The organism is Pseudomonas sp. PB106 (genome assembly GCF_009764645.1).
Classification (GTDB): domain Bacteria; phylum Pseudomonadota; class Gammaproteobacteria; order Pseudomonadales; family Pseudomonadaceae; genus Aquipseudomonas.
Genome location: NZ_RWIM01000132.1, coordinates 1 through 26,748, shown reverse-complemented (window position 1 = coordinate 26,748; position 26,748 = coordinate 1). Strand labels below are relative to the sequence as shown.

The 26,748-nt window shown below is 58.0% G+C and carries 24 protein-coding genes; 17 read left to right on the top strand and 7 right to left on the bottom strand.

All coding sequences use genetic code 11. The features are described from left to right. The coding region (locus tag EJA71_RS18620) for a hypothetical protein (protein ID WP_178113721.1) at nt 1-292 on the top strand (292 nt) is incomplete at its 5' end. A gap of 355 nt (nt 293-647) precedes the next feature. Here EJA71_RS18620 and EJA71_RS18615 read toward each other — a convergent pair. The 3 genes from EJA71_RS18615 to EJA71_RS18605 all read right to left on the bottom strand — a co-directional run bounded on the left by EJA71_RS18615 (nt 648) and on the right by EJA71_RS18605 (nt 3,707). Further along, the gene (locus EJA71_RS18615) at nt 648-2,306 is read right to left on the bottom strand and encodes a cation acetate symporter (RefSeq protein ID WP_016987517.1); all 1,659 of its coding nucleotides are present in this window, start codon (nt 2,304-2,306) and stop codon (nt 648-650) included. After that, the gene (locus EJA71_RS18610; protein ID WP_122593480.1) at nt 2,303-2,614 is read right to left on the bottom strand and encodes a DUF485 domain-containing protein; all 312 of its coding nucleotides are present in this window, start codon (nt 2,612-2,614) and stop codon (nt 2,303-2,305) included. Before EJA71_RS18610 ends, EJA71_RS18615 begins: the two co-directional genes overlap by 4 nt. A gap of 241 nt (nt 2,615-2,855) precedes the next feature. Further along, nucleotides 2,856-3,707, bottom strand: a complete 852-nt coding sequence (locus EJA71_RS18605; protein WP_158959115.1) for a glycine betaine ABC transporter substrate-binding protein — start codon at nt 3,705-3,707, stop codon at nt 2,856-2,858. A gap of 286 nt (nt 3,708-3,993) precedes the next feature. On the opposite strand from EJA71_RS18605, the gene EJA71_RS18600 reads away from it, so the two are divergent. Beyond that, nucleotides 3,994-5,583: a glycosyl hydrolase family 17 protein gene (locus EJA71_RS18600; protein ID WP_158959114.1), complete on the top strand. Its 1,590-nt coding sequence runs from the start codon at nt 3,994-3,996 to the stop codon at nt 5,581-5,583. Nucleotides 5,584-5,670: 87 nt separating this feature from the next. Here the strand turns inward: EJA71_RS18600 and EJA71_RS18595 are convergent, their stop codons facing one another. Continuing rightward, on the bottom strand, nt 5,671-6,027 hold the full coding sequence (locus EJA71_RS18595; RefSeq protein WP_158959113.1) for a hypothetical protein: 357 nt from the start codon (nt 6,025-6,027) through the stop codon (nt 5,671-5,673). A gap of 224 nt (nt 6,028-6,251) precedes the next feature. Here EJA71_RS18595 and EJA71_RS18590 point away from each other — a divergent pair, with 224 nt between their 5' ends. The 7 genes from EJA71_RS18590 (at nt 6,252) to EJA71_RS18560 (ending at nt 14,945) form a co-directional block, all read left to right on the top strand. Next, the gene (locus EJA71_RS18590; protein ID WP_158959112.1) at nt 6,252-7,550 is read left to right on the top strand and encodes a serine/threonine protein kinase; all 1,299 of its coding nucleotides are present in this window, start codon (nt 6,252-6,254) and stop codon (nt 7,548-7,550) included. After that, nucleotides 7,543-8,331 carry a VacJ family lipoprotein gene (locus EJA71_RS18585; RefSeq protein WP_158959111.1) on the top strand — a complete coding sequence of 263 codons (789 nt, stop codon included), beginning with the start codon at nt 7,543-7,545 and terminating at the stop codon, nt 8,329-8,331. Before EJA71_RS18590 ends, EJA71_RS18585 begins: the two co-directional genes overlap by 8 nt. Before the next feature lie 643 nt (nt 8,332-8,974). Continuing rightward, nucleotides 8,975-10,195, top strand: a complete 1,221-nt coding sequence (locus EJA71_RS18580; protein WP_256671776.1) for an MFS transporter — start codon at nt 8,975-8,977, stop codon at nt 10,193-10,195. 115 nt (nt 10,196-10,310) lie between these two features. Further along, the gene (locus tag EJA71_RS18575; RefSeq protein ID WP_158959109.1) at nt 10,311-11,510 is read left to right on the top strand and encodes a hypothetical protein; all 1,200 of its coding nucleotides are present in this window, start codon (nt 10,311-10,313) and stop codon (nt 11,508-11,510) included. A gap of 14 nt (nt 11,511-11,524) precedes the next feature. Then, the gene (locus EJA71_RS18570) at nt 11,525-13,384 is read left to right on the top strand and encodes an aminotransferase class I/II-fold pyridoxal phosphate-dependent enzyme (protein ID WP_158959108.1); all 1,860 of its coding nucleotides are present in this window, start codon (nt 11,525-11,527) and stop codon (nt 13,382-13,384) included. After that, complete coding sequence (locus tag EJA71_RS18565) at nt 13,371-14,045, top strand: formyltransferase family protein (RefSeq protein WP_178113720.1); 675 nt, start codon at nt 13,371-13,373, stop codon at nt 14,043-14,045. The genes EJA71_RS18570 and EJA71_RS18565 overlap by 14 nt, the downstream gene beginning before the upstream one ends. 75 nt (nt 14,046-14,120) lie before the next feature. Further along, nucleotides 14,121-14,945, top strand: a complete 825-nt coding sequence (locus tag EJA71_RS18560) for a Cof-type HAD-IIB family hydrolase (RefSeq protein ID WP_158959107.1) — start codon at nt 14,121-14,123, stop codon at nt 14,943-14,945. 15 nt (nt 14,946-14,960) lie between these two features. Here the strand turns inward: EJA71_RS18560 and EJA71_RS18555 are convergent, their stop codons facing one another. Then, nucleotides 14,961-15,875 (bottom strand): DUF808 domain-containing protein, encoded by a 915-nt coding sequence (locus tag EJA71_RS18555; RefSeq protein ID WP_158959106.1) that lies wholly within the window; start codon nt 15,873-15,875, stop codon nt 14,961-14,963. Nucleotides 15,876-16,010: 135 nt separating this feature from the next. On the opposite strand from EJA71_RS18555, the gene EJA71_RS18550 reads away from it, so the two are divergent. Further along, nucleotides 16,011-16,619, top strand: a complete 609-nt coding sequence (locus tag EJA71_RS18550; RefSeq protein ID WP_008083515.1) for a TetR/AcrR family transcriptional regulator — start codon at nt 16,011-16,013, stop codon at nt 16,617-16,619. Nucleotides 16,620-16,745: 126 nt separating this feature from the next. Here EJA71_RS18550 and EJA71_RS18545 read toward each other — a convergent pair whose 3' ends face one another. Both EJA71_RS18545 and EJA71_RS18540 read right to left on the bottom strand, forming a co-directional pair. After that, nucleotides 16,746-17,204, bottom strand: a complete 459-nt coding sequence (locus EJA71_RS18545; protein ID WP_158959105.1) for a transposase — start codon at nt 17,202-17,204, stop codon at nt 16,746-16,748. A gap of 211 nt (nt 17,205-17,415) precedes the next feature. After that, nucleotides 17,416-17,856 carry a heme-binding protein gene (locus EJA71_RS18540; protein ID WP_158959104.1) on the bottom strand — a complete coding sequence of 147 codons (441 nt, stop codon included), beginning with the start codon at nt 17,854-17,856 and terminating at the stop codon, nt 17,416-17,418. Nucleotides 17,857-18,124: 268 nt separating this feature from the next. Between EJA71_RS18540 and gcl the strand changes: the two genes are divergently transcribed. From gcl to EJA71_RS18505, 7 genes are all read left to right on the top strand, one after another. Next, nucleotides 18,125-19,900, top strand: coding sequence for a glyoxylate carboligase (gcl, locus tag EJA71_RS18535; RefSeq protein ID WP_007919935.1), 1,776 nt, complete (start codon nt 18,125-18,127; stop codon nt 19,898-19,900). A gap of 138 nt (nt 19,901-20,038) precedes the next feature. After that, complete coding sequence (gene hyi, locus EJA71_RS18530) at nt 20,039-20,821, top strand: hydroxypyruvate isomerase (protein ID WP_158959103.1); 783 nt, start codon at nt 20,039-20,041, stop codon at nt 20,819-20,821. 132 nt (nt 20,822-20,953) lie between these two features. After that, nucleotides 20,954-21,847 (top strand): 2-hydroxy-3-oxopropionate reductase, encoded by an 894-nt coding sequence (locus tag EJA71_RS18525; RefSeq protein WP_007919937.1) that lies wholly within the window; start codon nt 20,954-20,956, stop codon nt 21,845-21,847. Between the two features lie 161 nt (nt 21,848-22,008). Then, on the top strand, nt 22,009-23,283 hold the full coding sequence (locus EJA71_RS18520; RefSeq protein WP_158959102.1) for a glycerate kinase: 1,275 nt from the start codon (nt 22,009-22,011) through the stop codon (nt 23,281-23,283). Continuing rightward, nucleotides 23,280-24,695 (top strand): pyruvate kinase, encoded by a 1,416-nt coding sequence (pyk, locus tag EJA71_RS18515; RefSeq protein ID WP_122600273.1) that lies wholly within the window; start codon nt 23,280-23,282, stop codon nt 24,693-24,695. The genes EJA71_RS18520 and pyk overlap by 4 nt, the downstream gene beginning before the upstream one ends. A gap of 152 nt (nt 24,696-24,847) precedes the next feature. After that, nucleotides 24,848-25,762: an urea transporter gene (locus tag EJA71_RS18510; protein ID WP_158959101.1), complete on the top strand. Its 915-nt coding sequence runs from the start codon at nt 24,848-24,850 to the stop codon at nt 25,760-25,762. 21 nt (nt 25,763-25,783) lie between these two features. Continuing rightward, nucleotides 25,784-26,608, top strand: a complete 825-nt coding sequence (locus EJA71_RS18505) for an ion transporter (protein WP_016987501.1) — start codon at nt 25,784-25,786, stop codon at nt 26,606-26,608. Nucleotides 26,609-26,748 lie beyond the last annotated feature (140 nt).

The following is a 26,748-nucleotide window of genomic DNA, read 5'->3' as shown; positions in this document are numbered from 1 at the left end:
CAAAGCCAAAGCCAAAGCCAAAGCCAAAGCCAAAGCCAAAGCCAAAGCCAAAGCCAAAGCCAAAGCCAAAGCAGATCAAAAGATCGCAGCCTTCGGCAGCTCCTACAGGGGATTGTTTCACTTCAAGCGATTGGCCGGCTGTCAGGCCGCCATCGCTGGCAAGCCAGCTCCCACAGGAATTGAGTTCAAACTCAGCTACTCGTATCGCTTCGGCTTCTCACCACTCAAAACAATGAGCGCAAGCTCGAGTACCGCTTTTGATCTTGATCCACGGGCGACGTCGGAAGGCTGAGTGGAGGGATTGATCCGGGGGTGGGAGCGCAGCGACCGTTTGGCGAAGCCAAACACAGCGAGAGGAGGTGCAGCGAAGCAAACCGTAGGCGCTGCGACCGGATCGATCCCGCAGCGAAGGAACCCCGAGCTCCAGCGAGCGGGCCGCACGTAGGAGCAAGCGTTTTTTGCTTACTTTTTTTGGCGTTTGAAAAAAAGTGAGTCGCCGTAAGGGCGAAACCCTAAGCAGCCGTTACCGCAGCAACGGATATTCACCCAATCAAAAAAACACACCAAAGTCCGATAACCGCCCAATAAAAAATGCCCCGATCTCTCAACCGGGGCATTCAGCACAACATTACAAAACCATCAAACCATCAATGCGAAACCGCCCCACTCGCCCCCAACCCCGTCTGCGAACGCACAAACTGCGGGAAGAACAGCGCACGTTCTTTGTCCGCCGCCGCCGACTTGTCAGTAATCGAGAAGAACCAGATCCCCACAAAGGCAATGATCATCGAAAACAACGCCGGATACTCGTAAGGGAAGATCGCCTTCTCGTGATGCAGAATCTGCACCCAGATGGTTGGGCCGAGGATCATCAGACCCACCGCACTCACCAGCCCCAACCAGCCGCCAATCATCGCGCCACGGGTGGTCAGCTTCTTCCAGTACATCGAAAGCAACAGCACCGGGAAGTTGCAACTCGCCGCGATCGAGAACGCCAGGCCCACCATGAACGCGATGTTCTGGCTTTCAAACAGGATGCCCAAGCCAATCGCCAGCACTGCCAAGGCAATGGTGGTGATTTTCGAGACACGAATCTCATCCTTCTCGTTGGCTTTGCCCTTCTTGATCACACTGGCGTACAGGTCGTGAGAAACCGCCGAGGCACCGGCCAGAGTCAGGCCTGCCACAACCGCCAGAATGGTCGCGAACGCCACCGCCGAGATAAAGCCGAGGAAGATACTGCCGCCGACCGCGTTGGCCAAATGCACCGCCGCCATGTTGTTGCCGCCCAACAACGCGCCAGCCGCATCTTTGAAGGCCGGGTTAGTGCTGACCAGCAGGATCGCGCCGAAGCCGATGATGAACGTCAGGATGTAGAAGTAGCCGATGAAGCCAGTTGCGTAGAGCACGCTCTTGCGGGCTTCTTTTGCATCGCTCACGGTGAAGAAGCGCATCAGAATGTGTGGCAGACCAGCCGTACCGAACATCAGCGCCAGACCCAGCGAGAATGCCGAAATCGGATCCTTCACCAGACCGCCCGGGCTCATGATCGCTTCGCCTTTGGCGTGCACCTTGATCGCTTCGGAGAACAACGTGTTGAAGTCAAAGCCTACGTGCTTCATCACCATCAGCGCCATGAACGAGGCACCGGACAGCAACAGCACAGCCTTGATGATCTGCACCCAGGTGGTCGCCAGCATGCCGCCGAACAACACGTACATGCACATCAGCACACCGACCAGAATCACCGCAACGTGGTAGTCGAGGCCGAACAACAGCTGAATCAGTTTGCCGGCACCAACCATTTGCGCGATCAGGTAAAACGCCACGACCACCAGAGAACCGCAGGCCGACAGCGTGCGGATCTGGGTTTGCCCGAGGCGGTAGGACGCCACGTCGGCAAAGGTGTATTTGCCCAGGTTACGGAGACGCTCGGCAATCAAAAACAGGATGATCGGCCAGCCCACCAGAAAGCCGATCGAGTAGATCAGGCCATCGTAGCCGGAGGTGAACACCAGCGCGGAAATCCCCAGAAAGGACGCCGCCGACATGTAGTCACCGGCAATCGCCAGACCGTTCTGGAAACCGGTGATCTTGCCGCCCGCCGCATAATAGTCGGCCGCCGAGTTGTTTTTCTTCGAGGCCCAGTAGGTGATGTAGAGCGTCGCACCCACGAACGCCACGAACATCAGGATCGCAGGGATGTTCAGCGGCTGTTTGGCCACCTCCCCCGTCAACGCGTCAGCCGCCCAGACACTCGGCGCGAAAGCCGCAACACTCAATAGAGCCAGTAGACGCCGGATCATTGCTGAGCCTCCTTGAGAATCGCATTGTTCAGGTCGTCAAACTCGCCATTGGCGCGGCGCACGTAGATACCGGTGAGGATGAATGCCGAAAGAATCAGCCCGACACCGATCGGAATACCCCAGGTAATCGAAGACTCAGGACTGAGTTTCGCTCCCAGTATGTGCGGCCCGTAGGCGATCAGCAGGATGAATGCGGAGTAAAGCCCGAGCATGATTGCCGAGAGAATCCAGGCGAATCGTTCCCTTTTCTGAACCAGCTCCTTGAATCGGGGACTGTTTTGAATCGAGAGGTAAATGCTGTCGTTCATTGTTTTTATCCTCGCAGCACAGATTATTGTTGGAACATAGCTAATGTATGCGGCTGCGAGCGCGGTAACAGACGACCTTAGTAGTAGAAGGCCATGACACTTTTGCCAATTTCCGGTACACACAAAACAACTGTAGGAGTGAGCCTGCTCGCGATGGCGTCGTATCAGTCAACATTTTCGTCAACTGACGGGGCGCTATCGCGAGCAGGCTCACTCCTACAGGGGTGCGGCGGTATCGCGGTTATTTAGTCCAGTCAGCCACGCGATCCGGGTGCTTGGCGACCCAATCCTTGGCGGCAGCTTCAGGCTTGGCACCGTCCTGAATCGCCAGCATGACTTCGCCGATTTCGTCTTTCGACGCCCACTGGAAGTTCTTCAGGAACTTGGCCACTTCCGGCGCTTTGGTATCCAGCTCTTTGCTGCCGATGCTGTTCACGGTTTCAGCTGCGCCGTATACGCCTTTCGGGTCGTCGAGGAAGCGCAGTTTCCACTTGGCGAACATCCAGTGCGGCACCCAACCGGTGACGGCGATGGATTCGTTTTTCTTCTCGGCACGGGTCAGCTCGGCAATCATGCCGGCGCCGGAACTGGCTTTGAGGGAATACTTGTCGAGGCCGTAATCCTTGATCGCCTGATCGGTCTTGAGCATTACGCCTGAACCGGCGTCGATGCCGACGATGCGGTTTTTGAAGGTGTCGTCGGTTTTGAGGTCTTCGATCGACTTGGCTTTGACGTACTCAGGCACGATCAGGCCGATTTTTGCATCCTTGAAGTTCGGGCCGTAATCGACGACCAGATCCTTGTTTTTCGTCCAGTAATCACCGTGGGTCACGGGCAGCCAGGCCGACAGCATGGCGTCGAGTTTGCCGGTGGCAACGCCTTGCCACATGATCCCGGTAGCGACGGCTTGCAGCTTCACGTCGTAGCCCAGTTTCTGTTTGATCACTTCGGCCGCCACGTGGGTGGTCGCGACGCTGTCGGACCAGCCGTCAACGTAACCGATGTTCAGGGTCTGTTTTTCTGCGCTGGCGAAAGTGGAACTCATCGCAAGCACCAGAGCAGCACTTGCGCCTAAAAGTCGTCGCATCTTCATCGTTACTTCCCCGAAATGCTGCGCCCGACGGATGACGGGCGGCGTCAACGTATTGTTATGGTGCACGGCGCCCCCATCACGCCTGACCGCAAACTCGTTAGATCATCAGCGGAGCACTGACGGTTTGATCATCAACCTGACGACCATAGCGACCTGCTCTGTCAGCGACCTCAAGACAACGAGAAACGACATCACAAGGCCATTAATGGCCTCTGAATATTTGACGCCAGACAATCCGCCCGAACTTTGCATGTCAAAATCGTGCGGGCCACCTACCCCTCTATAAATGCAGGTAACATGCGTCGCTTTGCAGCCACTCGGCCTGACCATGTCCGCGACGTCCCGCTTTCCTTTTCTGCCTTATCTCTTCGCTTGCCTGCTCGGGCTGTTTGCCCTCGGCGGCTTCTGGTACGGCCTCGGCCAACCGGTGATTCTGCCGGACGCCGCGACGCCGACGCACAAGCTGCAATGCGCTTCCTACACGCCTTTCGATAAAGACCAGTCGCCGTTCGACGTACCGTTCAAGCTGCGCCCGGAACGCATGGACGCTGACCTCGCGTTGTTGGCGACCCGCTTCGAATGCATTCGCACCTATTCAATGACGGGCCTTGAGGCACTGCCGGATCTGGCGCGCAAGCACGGTCTGAAATTGATGATCGGCGCTTGGGTCAACAGCAACCCGGTCGACACTGAAAAGGAAGTCGATCTGCTGATCCAGTCGGCCAATGCCAACCCGGATGTGGTCAGTGCAGTGATCGTCGGCAACGAAGCGCTGTTGCGCAAGGAAGTCACCGGTGCGCAACTGGCCCGACTGATCAACAAGGTCAAAAGTCAGGTCAAGCAACCCGTCACCTACGCCGATGTCTGGGAGTTCTGGCTCAAGCACCCGGAAGTCGCGCCAGCGGTGGACTTCCTGACCATTCACCTGCTGCCGTACTGGGAAGATGATCCGTCGAACATCGACGTCGCCCTGCAACACGTCGCGCAGGTGCGTCAGGTGTTCGGCAACAAGTTCGCCCCCAAGGACGTGATGATTGGCGAAACCGGCTGGCCGAGCGAAGGTCGCCAGCGTGAAACCGCCCTGCCGAGCCGGGTCAACGAGGCCAAGTTCATTCGTGGTTTTGTTGCGATGGCCGAGAAAGAAGGCTGGCATTACAACCTGATCGAAGCGTTTGACCAGCCGTGGAAGCGCGGCAGCGAAGGCGCGGTCGGTGGTTATTGGGGACTGTTCGATGCGGATCGTCAGGACAAAGGCGTGCTCGCCGGACCGGTGACCAACGTGCCGTTCTGGAAAGAGTGGCTGGCGGTCGGTGGTTTGATTTTCCTCGGCACGCTGGTGCTGGGTGGACGTGTTCGCACCACGCGTTCGGCACTGCTGTTGCCGTTACTGGGCGCCCTCGCCGCCTGCTCGATCGGCGCTTGGGGTGATCTGGCGCGGGTGACCACGCGGTTTGCCAGCGAGTGGCTGTGGGTCGGATTGCTGACGGCGCTGAATCTTTTGGTGTTGGCGCATGCCGCGCTCACATTGAGTGCGCGCACTGGCTGGCGTGAGCGAGTGTTCAATCTGTTGGAGCGCCGCGCAGGTTGGCTGGTCGCAGCGGCAGGTTTTGCCGCCGCGGTGATGATGCTCGAGATGGTCTTCGATCCACGTTACCGCAGCTTTGCGAGCATGGCGTTTGTGCTGCCGGCGCTGGTTTACCTGTGCCGCCCGGTGCGCGTGCCGCGTCGGGAGATCGCCTTGCTGACCTTTATTGTCGGCGCGGGGATTGCGCCGCAGTTGTATCAGGAAGGGTTGCAGAATCAGCAGGCGTGGGGTTGGGCTTTGGTCAGCGCTCTGATGGTCGCTGCGTTGTGGCGCTGCCTTCGCGTTCGCTAGGGCTGAAGATCAAAAGATCGCAGCCTTCGGCAGCTCCTACAGGGCGTACGCCATCCCAATGTAGGAGCTGCCGCAGGCTGCGATCTTTTACGCTCTGACCAACCGCAACCCGGCAATCACCAACGCAAACACCGCCAACGTCGTGTTGTACAACGCCAGCGCCGGCACCCCGAACACCAGCGCCAGCACCGCCAGCCACCACCCTGCCCGACCGGGCACGACAAAACCGGTCAGCGCCGCCCCCAATGCGGCCCAGCCCAGCACCTTGAAGTGGATCATCAAGCCAAGGTTCGAGCGCACCTGGCATTCCCAACGACTGGCCTCATCCACACAGATGCCGACCCACTGCCCATCCTCCATAAAGCCGTACCGCGCGGCATAACTGGCAGTCAGCCACAACGGCAGCAGAACAAGCAGCAAAATCACGGGCAAGCGGCGGGACATGAAGCACTCCAAACGTGGGAAATCGGCGGCCAGCTTAATCTGCCGACAGCCGTGTGCAAGCGCTAACAACTGTTAACTGTTCATACAGGCGGTGCAAAGTGTATCGTCCAGCTACTATTACTCCGAATTCCGCCTGTTTGGTGCCGCAGCATGGCACTTTGGCGCACACCCGGTGGTCATAGCCTGCGAACTTCATTCGGCACCTTCCTCTAAGGGATCTAGTCATGCTCCGTTCCTTGCGCTTCGCCGCGCTGTTCAGCGGCCTTATTTTGAGTGCGTCCGCACTGGCGGTGGATATCGACGCCGCCAGTTATGGCTACCCCCTGACCAACCCGTTCGAGGCGACCATCGCCACGACACCGCCGGACTTGCGCCCGGAATTGCCGCTGGACGACGACATCACTCAGTCGGACCGCAGCCTGACGCTGCGCCCGGAACGCGAGTTCATCCTGCCGGATAATTTCTGGGCAGTGAAAAAACTCACCTACCGCATCGCCACTCAGGACAAACCGGCACCGCTGATTTTCCTGATTGCCGGCACGGGCGCGCGCTTTGACAGCACGCTCAACGAATACCTGAAGAAGCTCTATTACAAGGCCGGCTACCACGTCGTGCAGCTGTCGTCGCCGACCAGTTTCGACTTCATCAGCGCCGCCTCCCGCTTCGCCACCCCGGGCGTGACCAAAGAAGACGCCGAAGACATGTACCGGGTGATGCAGGCCGTACGGGCGCAAAACCCGAAACTGCCGGTCACCGAGTATTACCTGACCGGCTACAGCCTCGGCGCCCTGGATGCCGCGTTTGTTGCGCACCTGGACGAGACCCGCCGCAGCTTCAACTTCAAGAAAGTCCTGCTGCTCAATCCGCCGGTCAACCTCTACACCTCGGTGACCAACCTCGACAAGTTGGTGCAAACCGAAGTCAAGGGCATCAATAACAGCACCACGTTCTATGAACTGGTGCTGAGCAAGTTGACCCGCTACTTCCAGCAGAAAGGCTACATCGACCTCAACGATGCGCTGCTCTATGACTTCCAGCAGTCCAAGCAGCACCTGACGAACGAACAGATGGCGATGCTGATCGGCACCTCGTTCCGTTTCTCGGCAGCCGACATTGCGTTCACCTCGGACCTGATCAACCGTCGTGGCCTGATCACTCCGCCGAAATTTCCGATCACCGAAGGCACCAGCCTCACGCCGTTCCTCAAGCGTGCGCTGCAGTGCGACTTCGATTGCTACCTGACCGATCAGGTGATTCCGATGTGGCGCGCGCGCACCGATGGCGGCAGCCTGCTGCAACTGATCGATCAGGTCAGTCTGTATGCACTCAAGGATTACCTGCATGACAGCCCGAAAATCGCCGTCATGCACAACGCCGACGACGTGATCCTCGGCCCGGGCGACCTCGGTTTCTTGCGCAAGACGTTTGGCGATCGCCTGACTGTTTACCCACTGGGCGGCCATTGCGGCAACCTTAACTATCGCGTCAACAGCGACGCCATGCTGGAGTTCTTCCGTGGCTAAATATCTCCTGCTGATGGCAGCGCTCCTCTGCGCAGGCGTGGCCCAGGCCGACAACAGTAAAGCCAACGCGCCGGTGGTCGTCGACAGCGACGGCTTCAAAGAGCCGCTGACCAAACTCAAATTCAACCCCGGGCTGGATCAGCGCGAGTTCGAGCGCTCAACGCTCAATGCGCTGAACGTCTACGATCCGCTGGAATCGTGGAACCGCCGGGTGTATCACTTCAACTATCGCTTCGACCAATGGGTGTTCCTGCCGGTGGTCGATGGCTATCGCTACATCACGCCGAGCTTCGTGCGCACCGGGGTGAGCAACTTCTTCAACAACCTCGGCGACGTTCCTAACCTGGTCAACAGCCTGTTGCAGTTCAAGGGCCAGCGCTCGATGGAAACCACCGCGCGCTTGCTGCTCAACACCACGATCGGCATCGCCGGCCTTTGGGACCCGGCGACCGCCATGGGCCTGCCGCGCCAGAGCGAAGACTTCGGTCAGACCCTGGGCTTCTACGGTGTGCCAGGTGGCGCCTACTTCGTACTGCCGATCTTCGGCCCGTCGAACATCCGCGACACCGCCGGCCTCGCCGTGGACTACACCGCCGAGTCAGCGATCAACTTCCTCAACGTTTCGGAAGTCAGCTCCAACCACCCGGAAGTCTGGGCCCTGCGCGCGGTCGACAAGCGTTATCAGACCAGCTTCCGTTATGGCCAGATGAATTCGCCGTTCGAGTACGAGAAAGTGCGTTACGTGTACACCGAAGCGCGCAAGTTGCAGATCGCCGAGTAACCGCTGCAAAGCGCTGGCAAGCACCGATTTGTGGGAGCTTGCCAGCGCCCCGCTTCCCCCACCCGCTGCTTCTTTCATGCCAGCACCCGGCGTCCGCCAAGGTAAAGACCGCCATTGCCGATTCGTCTATTGAATTGGGCGCCCTGCGCTTAACGAACTCGGGAGTGACAGCGATACCCGCATTCGAAATCGAACACAAAAATTTAAATGTGAATTTTTTATTAACATTTTGTGACGATTTATGTAGACTCGAATCAACACTGCCAAGGAAGCAATGAAGTGTTCAACGAAAATCAAGGAATGATATCGGTCTCCCCTTATCCTCCCTCTCGACGCGTTTCTATCCGCCACTTACAGGTTGTCGGTAGCAGCGGACGTTATTATTCAATTTCCAGCGAAACTTGCGCATAGCGAGTTGCTCGCATGATGAGTAAAACATCCATCGACACGTTAAAACATGCCACTCGAATGGCATAACGCGCCGTGCATCTCCAAATAGATGCGGATGAAATACTACAGCGCGTGACTTTGGCAGTGCATTGATCAAACAACTTCAACCTGCACCCAATCAGAGGTTGAACTGCGGCCACCTTTAAATATGCATATTTCAATAAGAACCGGTATCCGTCGATATCTGTCCGAGATGCCACTGTTCATCTGGATATTGTTTATTGGCACCTTTGTCACCCGCGCAACATCAATGATGGTCTGGCCGTTTATCTCGATCGTGCTGTATACCCGATTTGGTTTCAGTGCGACATTTATCGGTCTGATCCTGACACTGTCCATCGCACTGTCATCGATCGTGAGTTTTTACAGCGGCTACCTGTCAGACAAGATCGGCCGCTTGAAAATCATCGTATTGGGCTGCGTCGTCGCTGCAGCTTCTTATCTGCTGCTGGGTGTCAGCAGTAATGCGTATGGCTACATCGCAGGCACTTTGCTGGCGAACCTGTCGTGGGCGCTGGTCAACAACCCGATCAAAACCGTCATTGGCGATATCATCGAGTCACGGGCTCTGATCGAGCGCGCCATGCATCTACGCTACTTTTTCTTGAATGCCGGCGCGGCGACCGGTCCCTATTTCGGCCTGAAACTGGGGATATCCTCAGACTCTCTGTCGTTCGTGCTGGTGACAGCCTCCTACGTTCTGCTGCTGGTCAGTGTGCTGGTCTTCGGAAAAGGCGTGAGCCTTAAAGCGGTCAATACCACCAGCTTCAAAAGTACAATGGGCGTACTCGCGAAAGACCGTTTATTCTTGGCGCTAGTGATCAATAACATCATCATGATGTTCATCTTCGGCAGTTTTGATTCCAGCCTGCCGCAACTGATGGCTGCCCTGGCTTTCGACGGCTACCTGCCCTTTGTCGCGTCACTGATTGTCTTGCATGCCTCGACGATCGTCCTGCTGCAACTGCCGCTTGCCAGCGCCCTGTCATCGGTATCGTTGAATACCAAGATCTACCTGGGCTCGGCACTGTTGGTCATCAGCGAGGCTGTTTTTGCCTTGGCCGCGCATTTCTATGACGTCAAACCGTTGTGGTACAGCGCAGTACTGATCATGAGTATCAGCCAGACGTTACTGTTTCCATGTATCAATATGTTCGTCGACAGCCTGGCCCCGCCGAATTTGCGCGGAGCTTACTTTGGCGCAGCCTCTTTATATAGCATCGGCTTTTCTCTTGCACCGATTGTCGGCGGCGTGTTTATACAGAGACTCAGCGGAACGGCGCTTTATATATTCCTGACACTTGCCAGCATTCTGATGACGGCCATATTTATCGGTATCTTCCGGCACAAGAAAGCCATTGCCAAAACAGACTCTTTGGCGATCAACATCGAAACGACGCCAGTGCATAACTGATCACTCGACGCGAAGTTTCCATAGTTCCATCCCTGTGCACCAACAACGGTAGCGGGAAACTTCTTCGCCTCGAAAAAGTAAATACCTCGAACTTCTCAACTATCAGGCAAACACCATGAATACGCCGATTTATGACCTCATCCTCTGTGGTGCCGGACCCGCCAATATCTCGTTGTTACCTGATCTTATTCACAATGAACAGATACAACGCTGCCTGATACTTGAGAAATCCAAAACACTGGGCCGCGGCGAAATCGGTCAATACCGGATTACCGCCAACTCGCTTGGCGTGGTCTTTCTGGAAAAATTCCAGGACCGCACGGACGATCTGAGCCGCTTTCTGCAGAGCACACCAGAATGGAAATATTTTTCCGAGCGGCGCACTGAAGCAGTCGAGTTGCGCCACGTTGGACGCTTCCTCGAACACATCGGCACTTACGTTACCGAGCATCAATCGCTCTACAAACGCTTTGAAATTTCCACTGGATCGACGGTCTGCGAAATTCGCCTGACCCCGCAAGGCCACTACCGCGTCAGTTACCTGCTCGATGGGCAGCGTGCCGAGGCGTTGTGCAAAAAGATCATCTTCAACATTGGCGGCCGGCTCAATCAAGCCACCGTGCAGCACCCGCATCACAACATCAACTCGGACGCACTGCTCAAGGGCACGTACGACCAGGCATTGAAAAGTGGCGCATACAAGAACCTGACCATCGTTGGTTCTTCGCACAGCGCCATTTCCTGCCTGATTCGTCTGGTTGAACAACTGGATTTCCCAGGCACCATCACGTTGCTGACCAAACGCGATTTCAAACTGTTCTTTGACTCCCCAGCCTCCGCCCGCGAGCAAGACTATCCGTTTGTCGATGCCGATATTTGCCAGGCAAGTCAGAGGGTCAACCGCTATTCGGGCCTGCGATACGACTCGTTTGAATTCGCCCGCAAGATCAAACAAGGGCTGATCCGCAATCTCGACATCGTGGACATAGCGCACGCCTCTACCGATCAGGTGCTGGGTCTGATTGCACAATCCGAATTGCTGATTCACAGCACCGGTTACAAGGCCGGGCTGGTGCCTTTGCTGGACGTCGACGGCACACCACTGGAACTTCAACAGGACGACTTCGGGCTGCTCACCAATCCGCAACTCAATCCGATCACTCGCGAGGGTCGGGTGCTGGAAAACTTCCATTCATTCGGCCTCGGTGCCGGGATCAAGACCGGTGGCGACAGCGGTGGCGAGGAGAGCTTTCGCGGCAGGATCGACGGCGTATGGGTCTACCAGCACGTGGTGCCCGGACTCATCTTTCATTAAATAAGGAAATTACAATGAACAACCAGACAGCCATCATTCTCTGTGCCGGACGCGGAAGTCGCCTGGGCAAGCGCACGCGCCACACGCCGAAGCCATTGGTGAAGACCAACAATATCGCCTTCATCGACAATGCCCTGAACAACCTCCAAACGCTGGGTATCACCCATGTGGTGGTTGTGGTCGGCTATCAGTCCGAGACCATTACCGCCCATCTTCGGGCAATGGACACCGCTATCAACTTTGAGTTTGTCAGCAATCCGGACTGGGCCACGACTAACAACATCTACTCGCTGTATCTGGCCCGCGAGCACATTACGGCAAACACGCTGATCATCGAGGGCGACATTTATTTCTCGGCCTCCAGCCTGCAACAGCTTCTGCAAAAACCCGGTGACCTGATCGCCCTGGTGTCGCCGCTTGGCAAGAACATGGAGGGCACCTACGCTGTGCTCGAGGGAGACCATTTGCAGGGTTTCGGCTCAACCAAGGACATCGGCCACCAAGCGCATGACGGCCAATACAAGACCGTCAACCTGTACCAGATCGGATCAGCCACGTTCGCCGAGCACGTCAAAAAACAACTCGCCAGTAACGTGCGCAAAGACAACGTCAACGCCTACTACGAAGACGTGTTCAAAAAAGCCTCGCTTGAGGGCAAGTGGGATATTCAGACGGTTATCGTGCCGACCACCGAATGGTATGAAGTCGACAATTATTACGACCTGACGGTCTGCAACTACATTTCCAGTCGTGATCGTCTGGGCTTCGTACAAAACCGCCACGGCGGTTACTGGCGCTACCCGATGCTCGACTTCGCCCTGATCTACAACTTCCACTTCCCGCCACAGCAGATGAAAGACAAGATCAGGGACAACTTCGATCACATCCTCCTGAACTACCCTGGCGGCAGAAAGCTCATCGAAGAGTCGCTCAGCGAATTCCTGGGTGTCTCCGCAAGGCACCTGTGTATCGCCAATGGCGCGGCGGAAATCATCAAGTTGCTGCCGTCCGTCTATACCGGCAGCGCGTTGGTGACAGTACCGTCCTTCAACGAATACGCCAACGTGTTCGGTGAGCAGCGCACGCTCTGCCACTACACGCGAGAAGAGGATGACTTCGCTATCGACATCGACGCGTTGCTCGCAACCTGCCGACAGCAGCGTCCCGAGGTAGTGATCATCGAGTCGCCCAACAACCCGACTGGCGCCCTGACGCCTGCTTCGGCGCTGGCTTCGCTTGCTGTTCAGTTGCTGGAACTGGATATCTCGCTGATCGTCGATGAGTCGTTCCTCGACTTCTCCAACCATGCCAGCAGCACCATGCTCAATGTACTCGACGACCATCCCAACCTGGTGGTGATTCGCAGCATGAGCAAAACGTTCGGTATCGGCGGAATTCGCATCGGTTACCTGGCCAGTGCCAACCGGACATTGATGGCGCTGATCAATTCGCTGCTGCCGATCTGGAACATCAACGGCTTTGCCGAAGAGTTCCTGTTGCATTTGCCCCAGTATCAACAGGAATACCTGGCCAGTTGCCAACAAGTGATCAACGACACTCGCGCGTTTCAACAGGCGCTGAACGCGATCGACGGCATCAGCGGGTTCGAGACTGAAGCAAACTTCATTTACTGCAAGACCCATCACGCGGACGCCCAGACCATTTCCCGGTTGTTGCTGGACGAGCACCACATGTACATCAAGGAGTGCTCGGGTAAGCGCAATGACGATTCCGATAAGTATTTCCGGATCTCCTGCCGTACGCCTGACGAAAACGCCCGTTTGATCCAGGCCCTGACTTGCGTGATGCAGGATCTGGCATCACTGAAACAAACCAGCAGCCAACCGAAGGAGAGCACCGTTGAACTTGCCTAAGAAGGTAGTGATTTGCGGCAAGGGCGAACTGGCCATTTTCGCCTGTGAGTATTTCAACGCGTCCCCCAACCATACGGTGTCGTACGTGGTGGCCGATCCTTTCGAGCCGGTCAGCACTGAACGCACGTTGATCCAGTTTTGCCGGGAGCAAGGGATCGAAGTGGTGGAAAGCGGCTTGATCGAAGACTTGCCCGGTTATGCCGACGGCACGTTCGCCTGTGACATCTGCCTGGTGATTTTCCACAAGAGAATTTTGCCCAGGCGCTACATCGATTGCTGCGCGAAAATCATCAACCTGCACCTTTCCTATCTGCCGAAATACCGCGGCGTACGTCCGGTCAACTGGGCACTGAAGAATGGCGAGCGGATGCACGGCGCGACGTTGCACGAGATCAGCGAGGGCATCGACGAAGGGCCGATCCTCAATCAGGTGGCCTTCAATATCTACCCCGAGTTCGAAGAAGTGATCGACACCTATACCCGCGCGATGGGCTATGCCCGGCAGTTGCTGGTGGATACCTTGCCGCTGATCGAGCGCATCGTCGCGGTCCCGCAGAAACATGCCGACATGAGCATCTACTACGAAAAGGACAATCTCCGGCTGGAAGAGCGGATGACCTTCAGCAAAGCACAATCACTGAAACTGCTCGAACGCCAGTAGTCTTCGACGCCGCTTGATTGCTTGCTTGCGCATGCGGCAATCAGGCCGGCGAGCGATCCCTTCGAAGGAGCCACAATGTACTTGCTTATAGCCTCTGACCTGGACGGCACGCTGCTGCTGCCAGGCGATACGTTCGGTGCTTTTACCAAAAGCGTGATTCACAGCCTGAACCGTGCGGGCCATCACATTGTGCTGGCTACCGGTCGGCACCAGGCAGACGTCGAGTCGTTGCTCGACAGTCAGTCGCGGCCGGTTCATTTGATCACGTCCAATGGTGCGCGCATCTCCAGCGCCTGCGGTGGGCTTGCACTGAGCGAAGAGTTACCGGCGAGCGTCGTCCAGACACTGTTGGAGGAAACGCGAGGAGACGCGGATCTGACCATCAACCTTTACTGCCAGTCCAGTTGGTTGATGAGCCGCGAAGACGAAAACCTCAAGGACTTCAGCCAGAATCCAGCCTTTCAGCCGGTGATCTGCGCGTCCGAAAGCCTGCCGTTGAGCGCCGTGCAGAAGGTGTTTTTCTTTCAGCGGAACAAGGATCACCACGCCCTGCTCAGGTTGCAGACACGGCTGAACCAACAACTGGGTGATCAGATCAGCACTGTCTTCACCTTCCCATGGTGTCTGGAGGTCATGACCCGAGACGTCTCCAAGGGCAAGGCGTTGAAACAGCTCGCCGATTTCCTGAACGTGCCCGTCCAGGCATGCATCGCGTTTGGCGACGGATTGAACGACGCCGACATGTTGTCCGGCGTCGGCAAAGGGGTGCTCATGGGTAATGCGCCTGCCGAGTTGATGCAGGCGCTTCCCGATGCGGAGGTCATTGGCCCATGCACGGATGAAGCCGTCGCGCATTACCTGTGGAACCATTTGCTACAAAGCGCTACCGTCCCCGCATGATCAAGCGCGGGCGTTTTATGCCCGCGCAGCCTTCCACAGTTTGCCAACCAGGCTCACAACAAGTAACACCACGCCTCCGGCAATAACCCCCACCACCCCGTTGAGCAACATCGGCACTGCAAACCCGGCAGCGCCAGCCGCCGCGCCAAGACCTTCAATCCAGTGCCCCACCATCGGCACGCCATGGGTCAGGATGCCACCACCGACCAGGAACATTGCCGCGGTGCCCACCACCGACAGGGTTTTCATCATGTACGGTGCCGCGACCAGGATGCCGTTACCGATTTTTTTGGCGATCTGCCCAGGCTTCTGCGTCAGCCACAGACCAAGGTCGTCGAGTTTGACAATGCCCGCCACCAAGCCATAAACACCCACAGTCATGACGATGGCGATACCGGACATCACAATCACTTGCTGGGTCAGCGAGGCATCTGCCACGGTGCCCAAGGTGATCGCGATGATCTCCGCCGAGAGGATGAAGTCCGTGCGAATCGCGCCTTTGATCTTGTCCTTTTCATAGGCCACCAGATCGGTAGCGGGATCGGCCACCGCTTCCGTCAGCTGCGCATGCTCGGTTTCGTCTTCAGCCTTACTGTGCAAAAACTTGTGCGCGAGCTTCTCAAAACCTTCGAAACACAGGTACGCGCCACCGACCATCAACAACGGTGTCACCAGCCATGGCACGAACGCACTGATCGCCAGCGCCGACGGCACCAGGATCAGTTTGTTGACGAACGAGCCCTTGGCCACAGCCCAGACCACAGGAATTTCCCGCTCGGCACGGACGCCGGAGACCTGCTGGGCATTGAGCGCCAGGTCGTCGCCGAGCACGCCGGCGGTCTTCTTGGCGGCCATTTTGCTCATCAACGCCACGTCGTCCAGCACAGTGGCAATATCGTCGACCAGCACCAGCAAACTGCTTCCTGCCATGAATCCTGTTTCCTTTTATGTATGAATGTTGCGAAGCATAACGCGACCACAGACCACACGGGGCATTCTTGAGCGCCGCGCGAGGCCGGTGCTACCATGCGCAACCGCCAGAACAGGCAAGGAACCACCGGGTTTATGAGCACAATCCGCGAGCGCAACAAAGAACTGATCCTGCGTGCCGCCAGTGAGGAGTTTGCCGACAAGGGCTTCGCTGCGACCAAAACCAGCGACATCGCCGCCAAGGCGGGATTGCCCAAGCCCAACGTCTACTACTACTTCAAGTCCAAAGAGAACCTCTACCGTGAGGTTCTGGAAAGCATCATCGTGCCGATTTTGCAGGCCTCGACGCCGTTCAATCCGGACGGCGTGCCGAGCGAAGTGCTGAGCGGCTACATCCGCTCGAAGATCCGCATTTCCCGCGACCTGCCGTTCGCCTCGAAAGTATTCGCCAGCGAAATCATGCACGGCGCCCCGCACCTGAGCGCTGACCTGGTCGAGCAGCTCAACGGCCAGGCCAAGCACAACATCGATTGCATTCAGAGCTGGATCGACCGCGGGCAAATTGCCCCGATCGACCCTAATCACCTGATGTTCAGCATCTGGGCCGCGACCCAGACCTACGCCGATTTCGACTGGCAGATTTCTGCCGTGACGGGGAAGGACAAGCTGGATGAAGCCGATTATGAAGCGGCAGCGCAGACGATTATCCGGTTGGTGTTGAAGGGGTGTGAGCCGGATCAGTAAGACCGCGGTGATGCAATCGCTGGCAAGCCAGCTCCCACAGGGATTCTTGTTGTCTGCTAAATCCAGATTCAACACAAAAACCTGTGGGAGCTGGCTTGCCAGCGATGGAAGCAACTCGATTTCAGATCAAATCCAAATCGCATCCCACAGAGGATAGTCACCAAGCTTTTCCACCAAGCCAGCCCGCAAGGGGTTGGCCACTACGTAGCGCGCCATCTGCACTAAATTATCTTCCCGCCTCAATGCACGATCATGAAAACCTTGCTGCCAAAGCGGCCCGCTTCGGTTAAGAGACCAATTCACGTCTCGTGCAATCAGCGACTTGGTTTCCCCCATCAACTTTCTGAGCGAACCGTTTTCCAGCTCAATCAGCCAATGAAAGTGATCAGGCATAACTACCCACGCAAGCGACTTTGCCAGTCCAAGATTTTGCGCGCGACGAAATTGATTAACGACCAACCTGCCCGTAGCGAAATCAGCAAAGATTGGATTTCGATCAAGCGTGTTGGTGGTGAGTAGATAGATTCGATTAGGCTCGGCATAGCGGCCGGCTCGCAGACGATGTGAAGCAGGAAGATCAGGCAATCCATTGCCCCTTCATGATGAGTTCATCAGAAGGTTAGACCTCAGTGATCCATTTGGCTGGTTTAGCCTTTTTCTTGATGTGTCAGTCAGGCCGCCATCGCTGGCAAGCCAGCTCCCACAGGGTTTTGTATTGGTTAAAAAATCTCAATACGACAGAGTGCCTTGGGGAAGCGAGCTTGCTCGCGAAGACTTCAGTTCAGACGCTACAAAATCAAGCAGCCACCCCCGCATCCGCCCGCAACTCCAGCGCCTCCACCGCTTTGATCGCCACTTGCTCATCAATGTCAGACAGATCGCCGCTAATCCCGATCGCTCCCAGCACGTTCCCTGCCTGATCACGAATCAACACACCGCCCGGTGCCGGCACGACGCTGCCTTGGCCCATGCTGTTCAGTGCGGCAATAAAGGCCGGGCGTTGTTGGGCGTCGAGGGCCAGCAGGCGTGAGCCTTTGCCCAGGGCGATGGCGCCCCAGGCTTTGCCGATGGCGATTTGCGGGCGTAGCAGGCTGGCGCCGTCTTCGCGTTGCAGGGTCACCAGGTGGCCGCCAGTGTCCAGTACTGCGATGGTCAGGGGGGCGGCGTTGATGCCGCGCCCGACGTTGATGGCCTCGTTGACCAGTTTGACTGCGACTTTCAAGGTTAAAGCGCTCATGGTGCCGTCCTCATTTTGTTATAGGGAAAGTCGTGGGCCTGCGGTTTTGTGCCGCAGTCCGATGCAACAAATAGAACACAATGAATTATTTTTTTGTATACAATAATTCTCGAAAAGCGCCACATGCGACGAAAAGCCACAGTCATAAAGGCTTCCGACGAATGAAACAGGCGCTTGAGAAAATGGATTGACCTGCGCCGTCCGCCGTGAATACACTCTGCGCAAAGCCACTTGTATACAATTACAAAACGTAAAGAGGCACAAAACCATGAGCAAAATGAGAGCAATCGAAGCCGCCGTTCTGGTGATGCGCCGTGAAGGGGTTGATACCGCTTTTGGCATCCCGGGCGCTGCCATCAACCCGCTGTACTCCGCCTTGCAGAAAGTCGGTGGCATCGATCACGTCCTTGCTCGCCACGTTGAAGGCGCCTCGCACATGGCCGAGGGCTACACCCGCACCAAGGCCGGCAACATCGGCGTGTGCATCGGGACTTCCGGCCCTGCCGGTACCGACATGGTCACCGGGCTCTACAGCGCCTCGGCCGACTCGATTCCAATCCTCTGCATTACCGGCCAGGCACCCCGCGCCCGTATGCACAAGGAAGACTTCCAGGCTGTCGACATCACCAGCATCGTCAAGCCAGTCACCAAGTGGGCGACCACTGTTCTGGAACCGGGCCAAGTGCCTTACGCGTTCCAGAAAGCGTTCTTCGAAATGCGCTCCGGCCGTCCAGGCCCGGTGCTGATCGACCTGCCGTTCGACGTGCAGATGGCCGAGATCGAATTCGACATCGACGCCTACCAGCCGCTGCCATTGGCCAAACCGACCGCGACCCGCGTTCAGGTTGAAAAGGCTTTGGCCCTGCTTGATCAAGCCGAGCGCCCACTGTTGGTGGCCGGCGGTGGCATCATCAACGCCGACGCCAGCGATCTGCTGGTTGAGTTCGCTGAACTGACCGGCATCCCGGTTATCCCGACCCTGATGGGCTGGGGCACCATCCCGGACGATCACCCATTGATGGTGGGCATGGTCGGTCTGCAAACTTCGCACCGTTACGGCAACGCCACCATGCTGAAATCCGACGTGGTGTTGGGTATCGGTAACCGTTGGGCTAACCGCCACACCGGTTCGGTTGACGTTTACACCGAAGGCCGCAAGTTCATTCACGTCGACATCGAAGGCACGCAGATCGGCCGTGTGTTCACGCCGGATCTGGGCATCGTTTCCGACGCCGCTGCAGCACTGACCGTGTTCATCGAAGTGGCCCGTGAATGGCAAGCCGCGGGCAAGCTGAAAAACCGCAGTGCTTGGCTGCAAGACTGCCAGCAGCGTAAAGCCAGCCTGCACCGCAAGACCCACTTCGACAACGTGCCGGTGAAACCACAGCGCGTTTACGAAGAAATGAACCAGGTGTTCGGCAAGGACACCTGCTACGTCAGCACCATTGGTCTGTCGCAGATTGCCGGCGCGCAGTTCCTGCACGTCTACAAGCCGCGTCACTGGATCAACTGTGGCCAGGCCGGCCCGTTGGGCTGGACCATTCCGGCAGCGCTGGGCGTGGTGAAAGCCGATCCGAGCCGTAAAGTCGTGGCCCTGTCGGGGGACTATGACTTCCAGTTCATGATCGAAGAACTGGCGGTCGGCGCTCAGTTCAAACTGCCGTACATCCACGTCGTGGTGAACAACTCGTACCTGGGTCTGATCCGTCAGGCACAGCGCGGGTTCGAAATGGACTACTGCGTGCAGCTGTCCTTCGATAACCTGAACGCGCCGGAACTCAACGGTTACGGTGTTGACCACGTCGCAGTGGCTGAAGGCCTCGGCTGTAAAGCGCTGCGTGTGTTCGAACCATCGGAAATCGCCCCTGCCCTGCGCAAGGCCGAACAGATGATCGAAGAGTTCAAGGTGCCGGTGATCGTCGAGATCATTCTGGAGCGTGTGACCAACATCTCCATGGGTACCGAGATCAACGCCGTCAACGAATTCGAAGACCTGGCGCTGGTCGGCAACGATGCGCCAACGGCGATTTCGTTGCTTGATTAACTGCTGACCGCTGATCGTTCCCACGCTCTGCGTGGGAACGCAGCCCGGGACGCTCTGCGTCCCAAAGCGGACGCAGAGCGTCCATTGAGGCATTCCCACGCAGAGCGTGGGAACGAGAATCTAGAACGGGAGACCACCATGCCGCGTTTCGCAGCCAACCTGTCCATGCTGTTCACCGAACAGGATTTCCTTGCCCGTTTCGACGCCGCCGCCAAGGCGGGTTTCAGCGGTGTCGAGTACCTGTTCCCGTACGACTTCAGCTCCGCTGAAATCAAGGCCAAGCTTGACGCCAATGATCTGACCCAAGTGCTGTTCAACTTGCCGGCCGGTGACTGGGCCAAGGGCGAGCGCGGTATCGCGTGCCTGCCGGATCGGGTTGAAGAGTTCCGCGCCGGTGTCGATCTGGCGATTGCCTACGCGCAAGTGCTGGGCAACACCCAGATCAACTGCCTGGCCGGTATTCGTCCGCAAGGCGTTGACGATGCCACCGTGGAAAAAACCTTCGTTGCCAACCTGAAATACGCGGCCGACAAGCTGCAAGCGGCGGGCATCAAACTGGTGATGGAAGCGATCAACACCCGCGACATCCCGGGTTTCTACCTGAACAACACGGCGCAAGCCCTGTCGATTCGCGAGCAGGTCGGCAGCGCCAATCTGTTCCTGCAATACGACATCTATCACATGCAAATCATGGAAGGCGATCTGGCCCGCACCCTGCAATCGCACCTGGGCGAGATCAACCATGTGCAGCTCGCGGACAACCCGGGGCGCAACGAGCCAGGCACCGGTGAAATCAACTACCGCTTCCTGTTCGAACACCTTGATCGCATCGGTTATCAGGGTTGGGTTGGCTGTGAATACAAGCCGCTGACCACCACTGAAGCAGGCCTCGGCTGGTTGAAAACCCACAACGCAATCTGACAAACACATGACCCTGTAGGAGCTGCCGAAGGCTGCGATCTTTTGATCTTGTTATTTTGAAGATCAAGATCAAAAGATCGCAGCCTGCGGCAGCTCCTACAGGGAGACATACAAAAACAAGAGGATTTTCTCATGGCTAAAATCGGATTTATCGGCACCGGCATCATGGGCCACCCAATGGCTTCGAACCTGCAGAAAGCCGGTCACAGCCTGTTCCTGTCGGCGCACCACGACGCCGCCCCGGCTGACCTGGTGGCCGCTGGCGCCGTCGCCCTGGCCAACCCGCGCGAAGTGGCGCAGGAAGCTGAATTCATCATCGTCATGGTCCCGGATACCCCGCAGGTCGACGACGTACTGTTCCGCGCCGACGGCGTTGCAGCAGGCCTGAGCAAAGGCAAAATCGTCATCGACATGAGTTCGATCTCGCCGACCGCCACCAAGGCATTCGCTGCGAAGATCAATGAGAAAGGCGCGCAATACCTCGACGCACCGGTATCCGGCGGTGAAGTCGGCGCCAAAGCTGCGACCCTGAGCATCATGATCGGTGGTGACGCCGATGCCTTCGAACGCGCCCTGCCGCTGTTCCAGGCCATGGGCAAGAACATCACTCTGGTCGGTGGCAATGGTGACGGTCAAACCGCCAAAGTCGCGAACCAGATCATCGTTGCCCTGAACATTCAGGCCGTCGCTGAAGCCCTGCTGTTCGCGTCGAAAAACGGTGCTGATCCGGCCAAGGTGCGTGAAGCACTGATGGGTGGTTTCGCGTCCTCGAAGATCCTCGAAGTGCACGGCGAGCGCATGATCAAAGGCACCTTCGACCCAGGCTTCCGCATCAGCCTGCACCAGAAGGATTTGAACCTGGCCCTGCAAGGCGCCAAAGAGCTGAACATCAACCTGCCAAACACCGCCAACGCTCAGCAAGTGTTCAGCACCTGCGCGGCCATCGGTGGCAGCAACTGGGACCACTCGGCGCTGATCAAAGGTCTGGAACACATGGCCAACTTCTCGATTCGCGACAACAAATAAGCCCTGCCCCGACGCTCGTCCCACGCTCTGCGTGGGAATGCAGCCCGGGACGCTCCGCGTCCCTGCCGAAGCGGACGCGGAGCGTCCATTGAGGCATTCCCACGCAGAGCGTGGGAACGATCATCAGCATTAACCAAGAACAATAAGATTGGGAGCCCGCCATGTCGGTCGATCCGCAACAACTGCTGCGCGAGCTGTTTGCCACAGCCATCGACGCGGCCCATCCGAACCAAGTCCTCGAAGCCCATCTACCCGCCGATCGTACCGGCCGGGTGATCGTCATCGGTGCCGGCAAAGCCGCTGCCGCCATGGCGCAAGTGGTCGAGCGCTGCTGGGAAGGTGAAGTGTCTGGCCTGGTTGTGACCCGTTACGGTCACGGCGCCCCGTGCGAAAAAATCGAAGTGGTCGAAGCCGCGCATCCCGTCCCCGACGCAGCCGGTCTGGCCGTGGCCAAACGCGTACTCGATCTGGTCAGCAACCTGACTGAAGACGACCGCGTGATCTTCCTGCTCTCCGGTGGCGGCTCGGCCCTGCTGGCGTTGCCGGCCGAAGGCATCACCCTCGCCGACAAGCAGTCGATCAACAAAGCCCTGCTCAAATCCGGCGCGACCATCGGCGAGATGAACTGCGTGCGCAAGCACCTCTCGGCGATCAAGGGCGGCCGCCTCGGCAAGGCCTGCTGGCCTGCCACTGTGTATACCTACGCGATTTCCGATGTGCCGGGCGACCTCGCCACGGTCATCGCCTCCGGCCCGACCGTGGCCGACCCAAGCACGTCCGCCGAAGCGCTGGCGATCATCAAACGCTACGGCATCGACATTCCCGCTTCCGTGCGCAACTGGCTGCAAAGCCCTGAGTCGGAAACCGTCAAACCCGGTGATCCGTCGCTGGCGCGCAGCCACTTCCAGTTGATCGCCCGTCCTCAGCAATCGCTGGATGCCGCTGCGGTGAAATGCCGTCAGGCCGGTTTCAGCACGCTGATCCTCGGCGACCTCGAAGGCGAATCGCGCGAAGTGGCGAAAGTCCACGCCGGCATCGCCCGCCAGATCATCAACCACGGCCAGCCATTGGCGGCGCCGTGCGTGATTTTGTCCGGCGGCGAAACCACCGTGACCGTGCGCGGCAATGGCCGTGGCGGACGCAACGCCGAATTTCTCTTGAGCCTGACCGAAAACCTCAAAGGCCAGCCCGGCGTTTACGCCCTGGCCGGTGACACCGACGGTATCGACGGCTCGGAAGACAACGCCGGCGCAATCATGACCCCGGACAGCTACACCCGCGCCGCCGCCCTCGGTTTGAGCGCCAGCGACGAGCTGGATAACAACAACGGCTACGGCTATTTCGAGGCGCTGGATGCGCTGATCGTCACCGAGCCGACCCGCACCAACGTCAACGACTTCCGCGCCATTCTGATCCTTGAGAGCTCCAAATCATGACGCCTGATAAAAAGGTCAAAATCCTCGCCACCCTCGGGCCTGCTGTCGATGGCATCGAAGACATCCGTGAGCTGGTCGAGGCCGGGGTGAATATCTTCCGCCTGAACTTCAGCCACGGCGACCATGCCGACCACGCCAAGCGCTATCAGTGGATCCGCGAAGTCGAGCGCCAGCTCAACTACCCGCTGGGCATTCTGATGGACTTGCAGGGGCCGAAACTGCGCGTCGGCAAGTTCGCTGACGGCAAGGTGCAACTGCATCGCGGTCAGGCCTTCCGTCTGGATCTGGACGCGACACCGGGCGATGAACGCCGAGTGAATCTGCCACATCCGGAGATCATTGCTGCGCTGGAAGCGGGCATGGATCTGCTGCTCGACGACGGCAAACTGCGTCTGCGCGTGGTGACCAAGTACGACGATGCCATCGACACCACCGTGCTCAATGGCGGGGAGTTGTCGGACCGCAAAGGCGTCAACGTGCCGCAAGCGGTGCTCGACCTCAGCCCGCTGACCGCCAAGGATCGCCGCGACCTGAGCTTCGGTCTGGAACTGGGCGTGGATTGGGTCGCGCTGTCGTTTGTGCAGCGTCCGCAAGACATCGTCGAAGCCCGCGCACTGATCGGTGACAAAGCCTTTTTGATGGCGAAAATCGAGAAGCCTTCCGCCGTTGAACAGCTGCGTGAAATCGCTGAATTGAGCGACGCGATTATGGTTGCCCGGGGCGACCTCGGCGTCGAAGTGCCGGCCGAGAGCGTGCCGCAGATCCAGAAAAACATCATCACCACCTGCCGCGAACTCGGCAAACCGGTGGTGGTGGCGACGCAGATGCTTGAGTCGATGCGCTTCTCCCCTGCCCCTACCCGCGCTGAGGTGACGGACGTTGCCAACGCCGTGGCCGAAGGTGCCGATGCGGTGATGCTGTCGGCAGAAACTGCGTCCGGCGAATACCCGCTTGAAGCCGTGCAGATGATGAGCAAGATCATTCGTCAGGTTGAGAACGGCCCGGACTATCAGACTCAGCTCGACGTCAGCCGGCCGAAAGCTGAAGCGACCGTGTCCGATGCGATCAGCTGCGCGATCCGCCGCATCAGCAACGTGCTGCCAGTGGCGGTGCTGGTCAACTACAGCGAGTCGGGCACCTCGAGTTTGCGTGCAGCGCGGGAACGGCCGAAAGCGCCGATCCTCAACCTGACGCCGAACCTGCAAACCGCGCGTCGTCTGAGCGTGGCGTGGGGCATCCACTCGGTGGTCAACGATCGCCTGCGTCAGGTCGACGAAGTCTGCTCGACCGCGCTGGAAATCGCCCAGGCCCAAGGCATGGCCGAGCGTGGCGACACGCTGCTGATCACTGCCGGCGTGCCGTTTGGTCAGCCGGGGTCGACTAACTCGCTGCGGATCGAAACATTGATTTAACCGCCCACCATGATCGTTCCCACGCTCCGCGTGGGAATGCGGCCCGGGACGCTCTGCGTCCCAAGAGCAGACGCAGAGCGTCCTTTGAGGCATTCCCACGCAGACGGTTCGACGCCTCGACGTGGGAACGATCAGTACCGAATGAACTGCCCATGCCTGCCAATCATTTCAATACCCACTGCCCCGACTGGGCCGAGGCTTTGCTCAACGGTTTCAGTCAAATATTCCTCCAGCGCCATCCGCTGTGCGGGCTGCTGTGCCTGTTGGCGATCCTGCTGACCGCACCGGTGCTGTTCGCCGGAGCGCTGCTCGGTGCCGTCGCCGGCTTGCTCACCGCGCAACGCCGCAATTATGCCAAGGCTGATCGACAGGCCGGACTGTTCAGCTACAACGGCATTTTGCTCGGCCTGCTGCTGAGTCTGTATTTCCCGTGGTCGCCGCTGCTGCCGCCGCTGATTCTTGCCGCCGGCGGTTTGAGCGCGATGGCCACGCAGCAATGGCTCAAACATGTGTACCGCAGCCGCTCGATTCCGGCCTACACCTCGCCATTCGTGGCCATGAGTTGGGTTCTGCTGCTGTTCGCCGAACCGTCGGCGCCGATGGCACACGTCGAAATGAGCACGCTGAACTTGCTCGCCGCCGAACTGCGCGGTTTGGGCCAGGTGATGTTCCTTGGTCATCCGCTGGCCGGCGCGCTCATCGCCATTGGTTTGCTGATGGCTGATCGGCGGGCGTTTTGCTGGGCAATGCTCGCCTCGGCGATCGGCCTTGGTTCGAGCCTGCTGCATCACGAAAGCAGCGCCGCTCTGCTCGGTCTCGGAAGCTACAACGCCGTGCTCGCCGCCCTCGCCTTCAGTGCCCAACGCCAACAACCTTGGCTGCCACTGCTCGGCATCGTCCTGGCGCTGCTGGTGACGCCACTGTTTGCCGCCGTCGGTCTCGCTACTTTGACCGCGCCGTTTATCCTCGCCGGGTGGCTGATCCGCGCCGGCATTCAGATGCTCGGCAAAGCCTCCGTCGAGCGTGCGCCTTGCGCTCACGGGGAGAATCAACCTAGGCTGCGCTGATCTTCGATTCAGGCGTTATCCATGGACAGCAGCAACAGTTGGCGCGAACGGCTCTACGTCATGATTTTCCAGAGCGACACCCTTGCCGGGCGTCGCTTCGACGGCATCCTGCTGTTGATCATCCTCGCCAGTCTGGTGATCGTGATGCTCGACAGCATCGACAGCATTCACCAGAACTACGCCGACGTGCTGGCCTACATCGAGTGGGGCTTCACGATCATCTTTCTCGGCGAGTACATCCTGCGTCTTTATTGCTCACCGAAACCCTTGCGCTACGCCTTCAGCTTTTACGGCCTGGTGGATTTGCTGGCGATCGTGCCTGGCATCCTCGCCCTGTATTACAGCGATGCGCAGTACCTGCTGATCATTCGGATCATCCGCATGCTGCGGATCTTCCGTGTGCTCAAGCTCAGCCCGTACCTCAAGCAAGCCAACTATTTGATGTCGGCATTGCGTGGCAGCAAGCAGAAGATCGTCGTGTTTCTGGTCAGCGTCTGCACGCTGGTGACGGTGTTTGGCACCTTGATGTACGTGATCGAAGGCCCGGAACACGGCTTCACCAGCATTCCCAAAGGCATCTATTGGGCGATCGTTACGCTGACCACCGTGGGTTTCGGCGACATCGTGCCGAAGACCCCGCTGGGCCAGGTCATTTCGTCGCTGGTGATGATCACCGGTTACTCGATCATCGCCGTGCCGACGGGGATTTTCACCGCCGAACTGGCCAACGCCATGCGCGGTGAACAGCTGCAACACGACTGCCCGGTGTGCAAGAAAAACAGCCATGAACACGGCGCGGCCTTCTGCTCGCGGTGCGGCAATGCGTTGTTCAAGAAACTGGAATAAGCACAGAGCTTTTTAATCTTTAAGCGACTATGCACAGCCCGTTATAGTCGTGGCAATTAAACATCACCCCCCCAATGTAGGAGCTGCCGCAGGCTGCGATCTTTTGATCTTGGTTTTATGAGATCAAGATCAAAAGATCG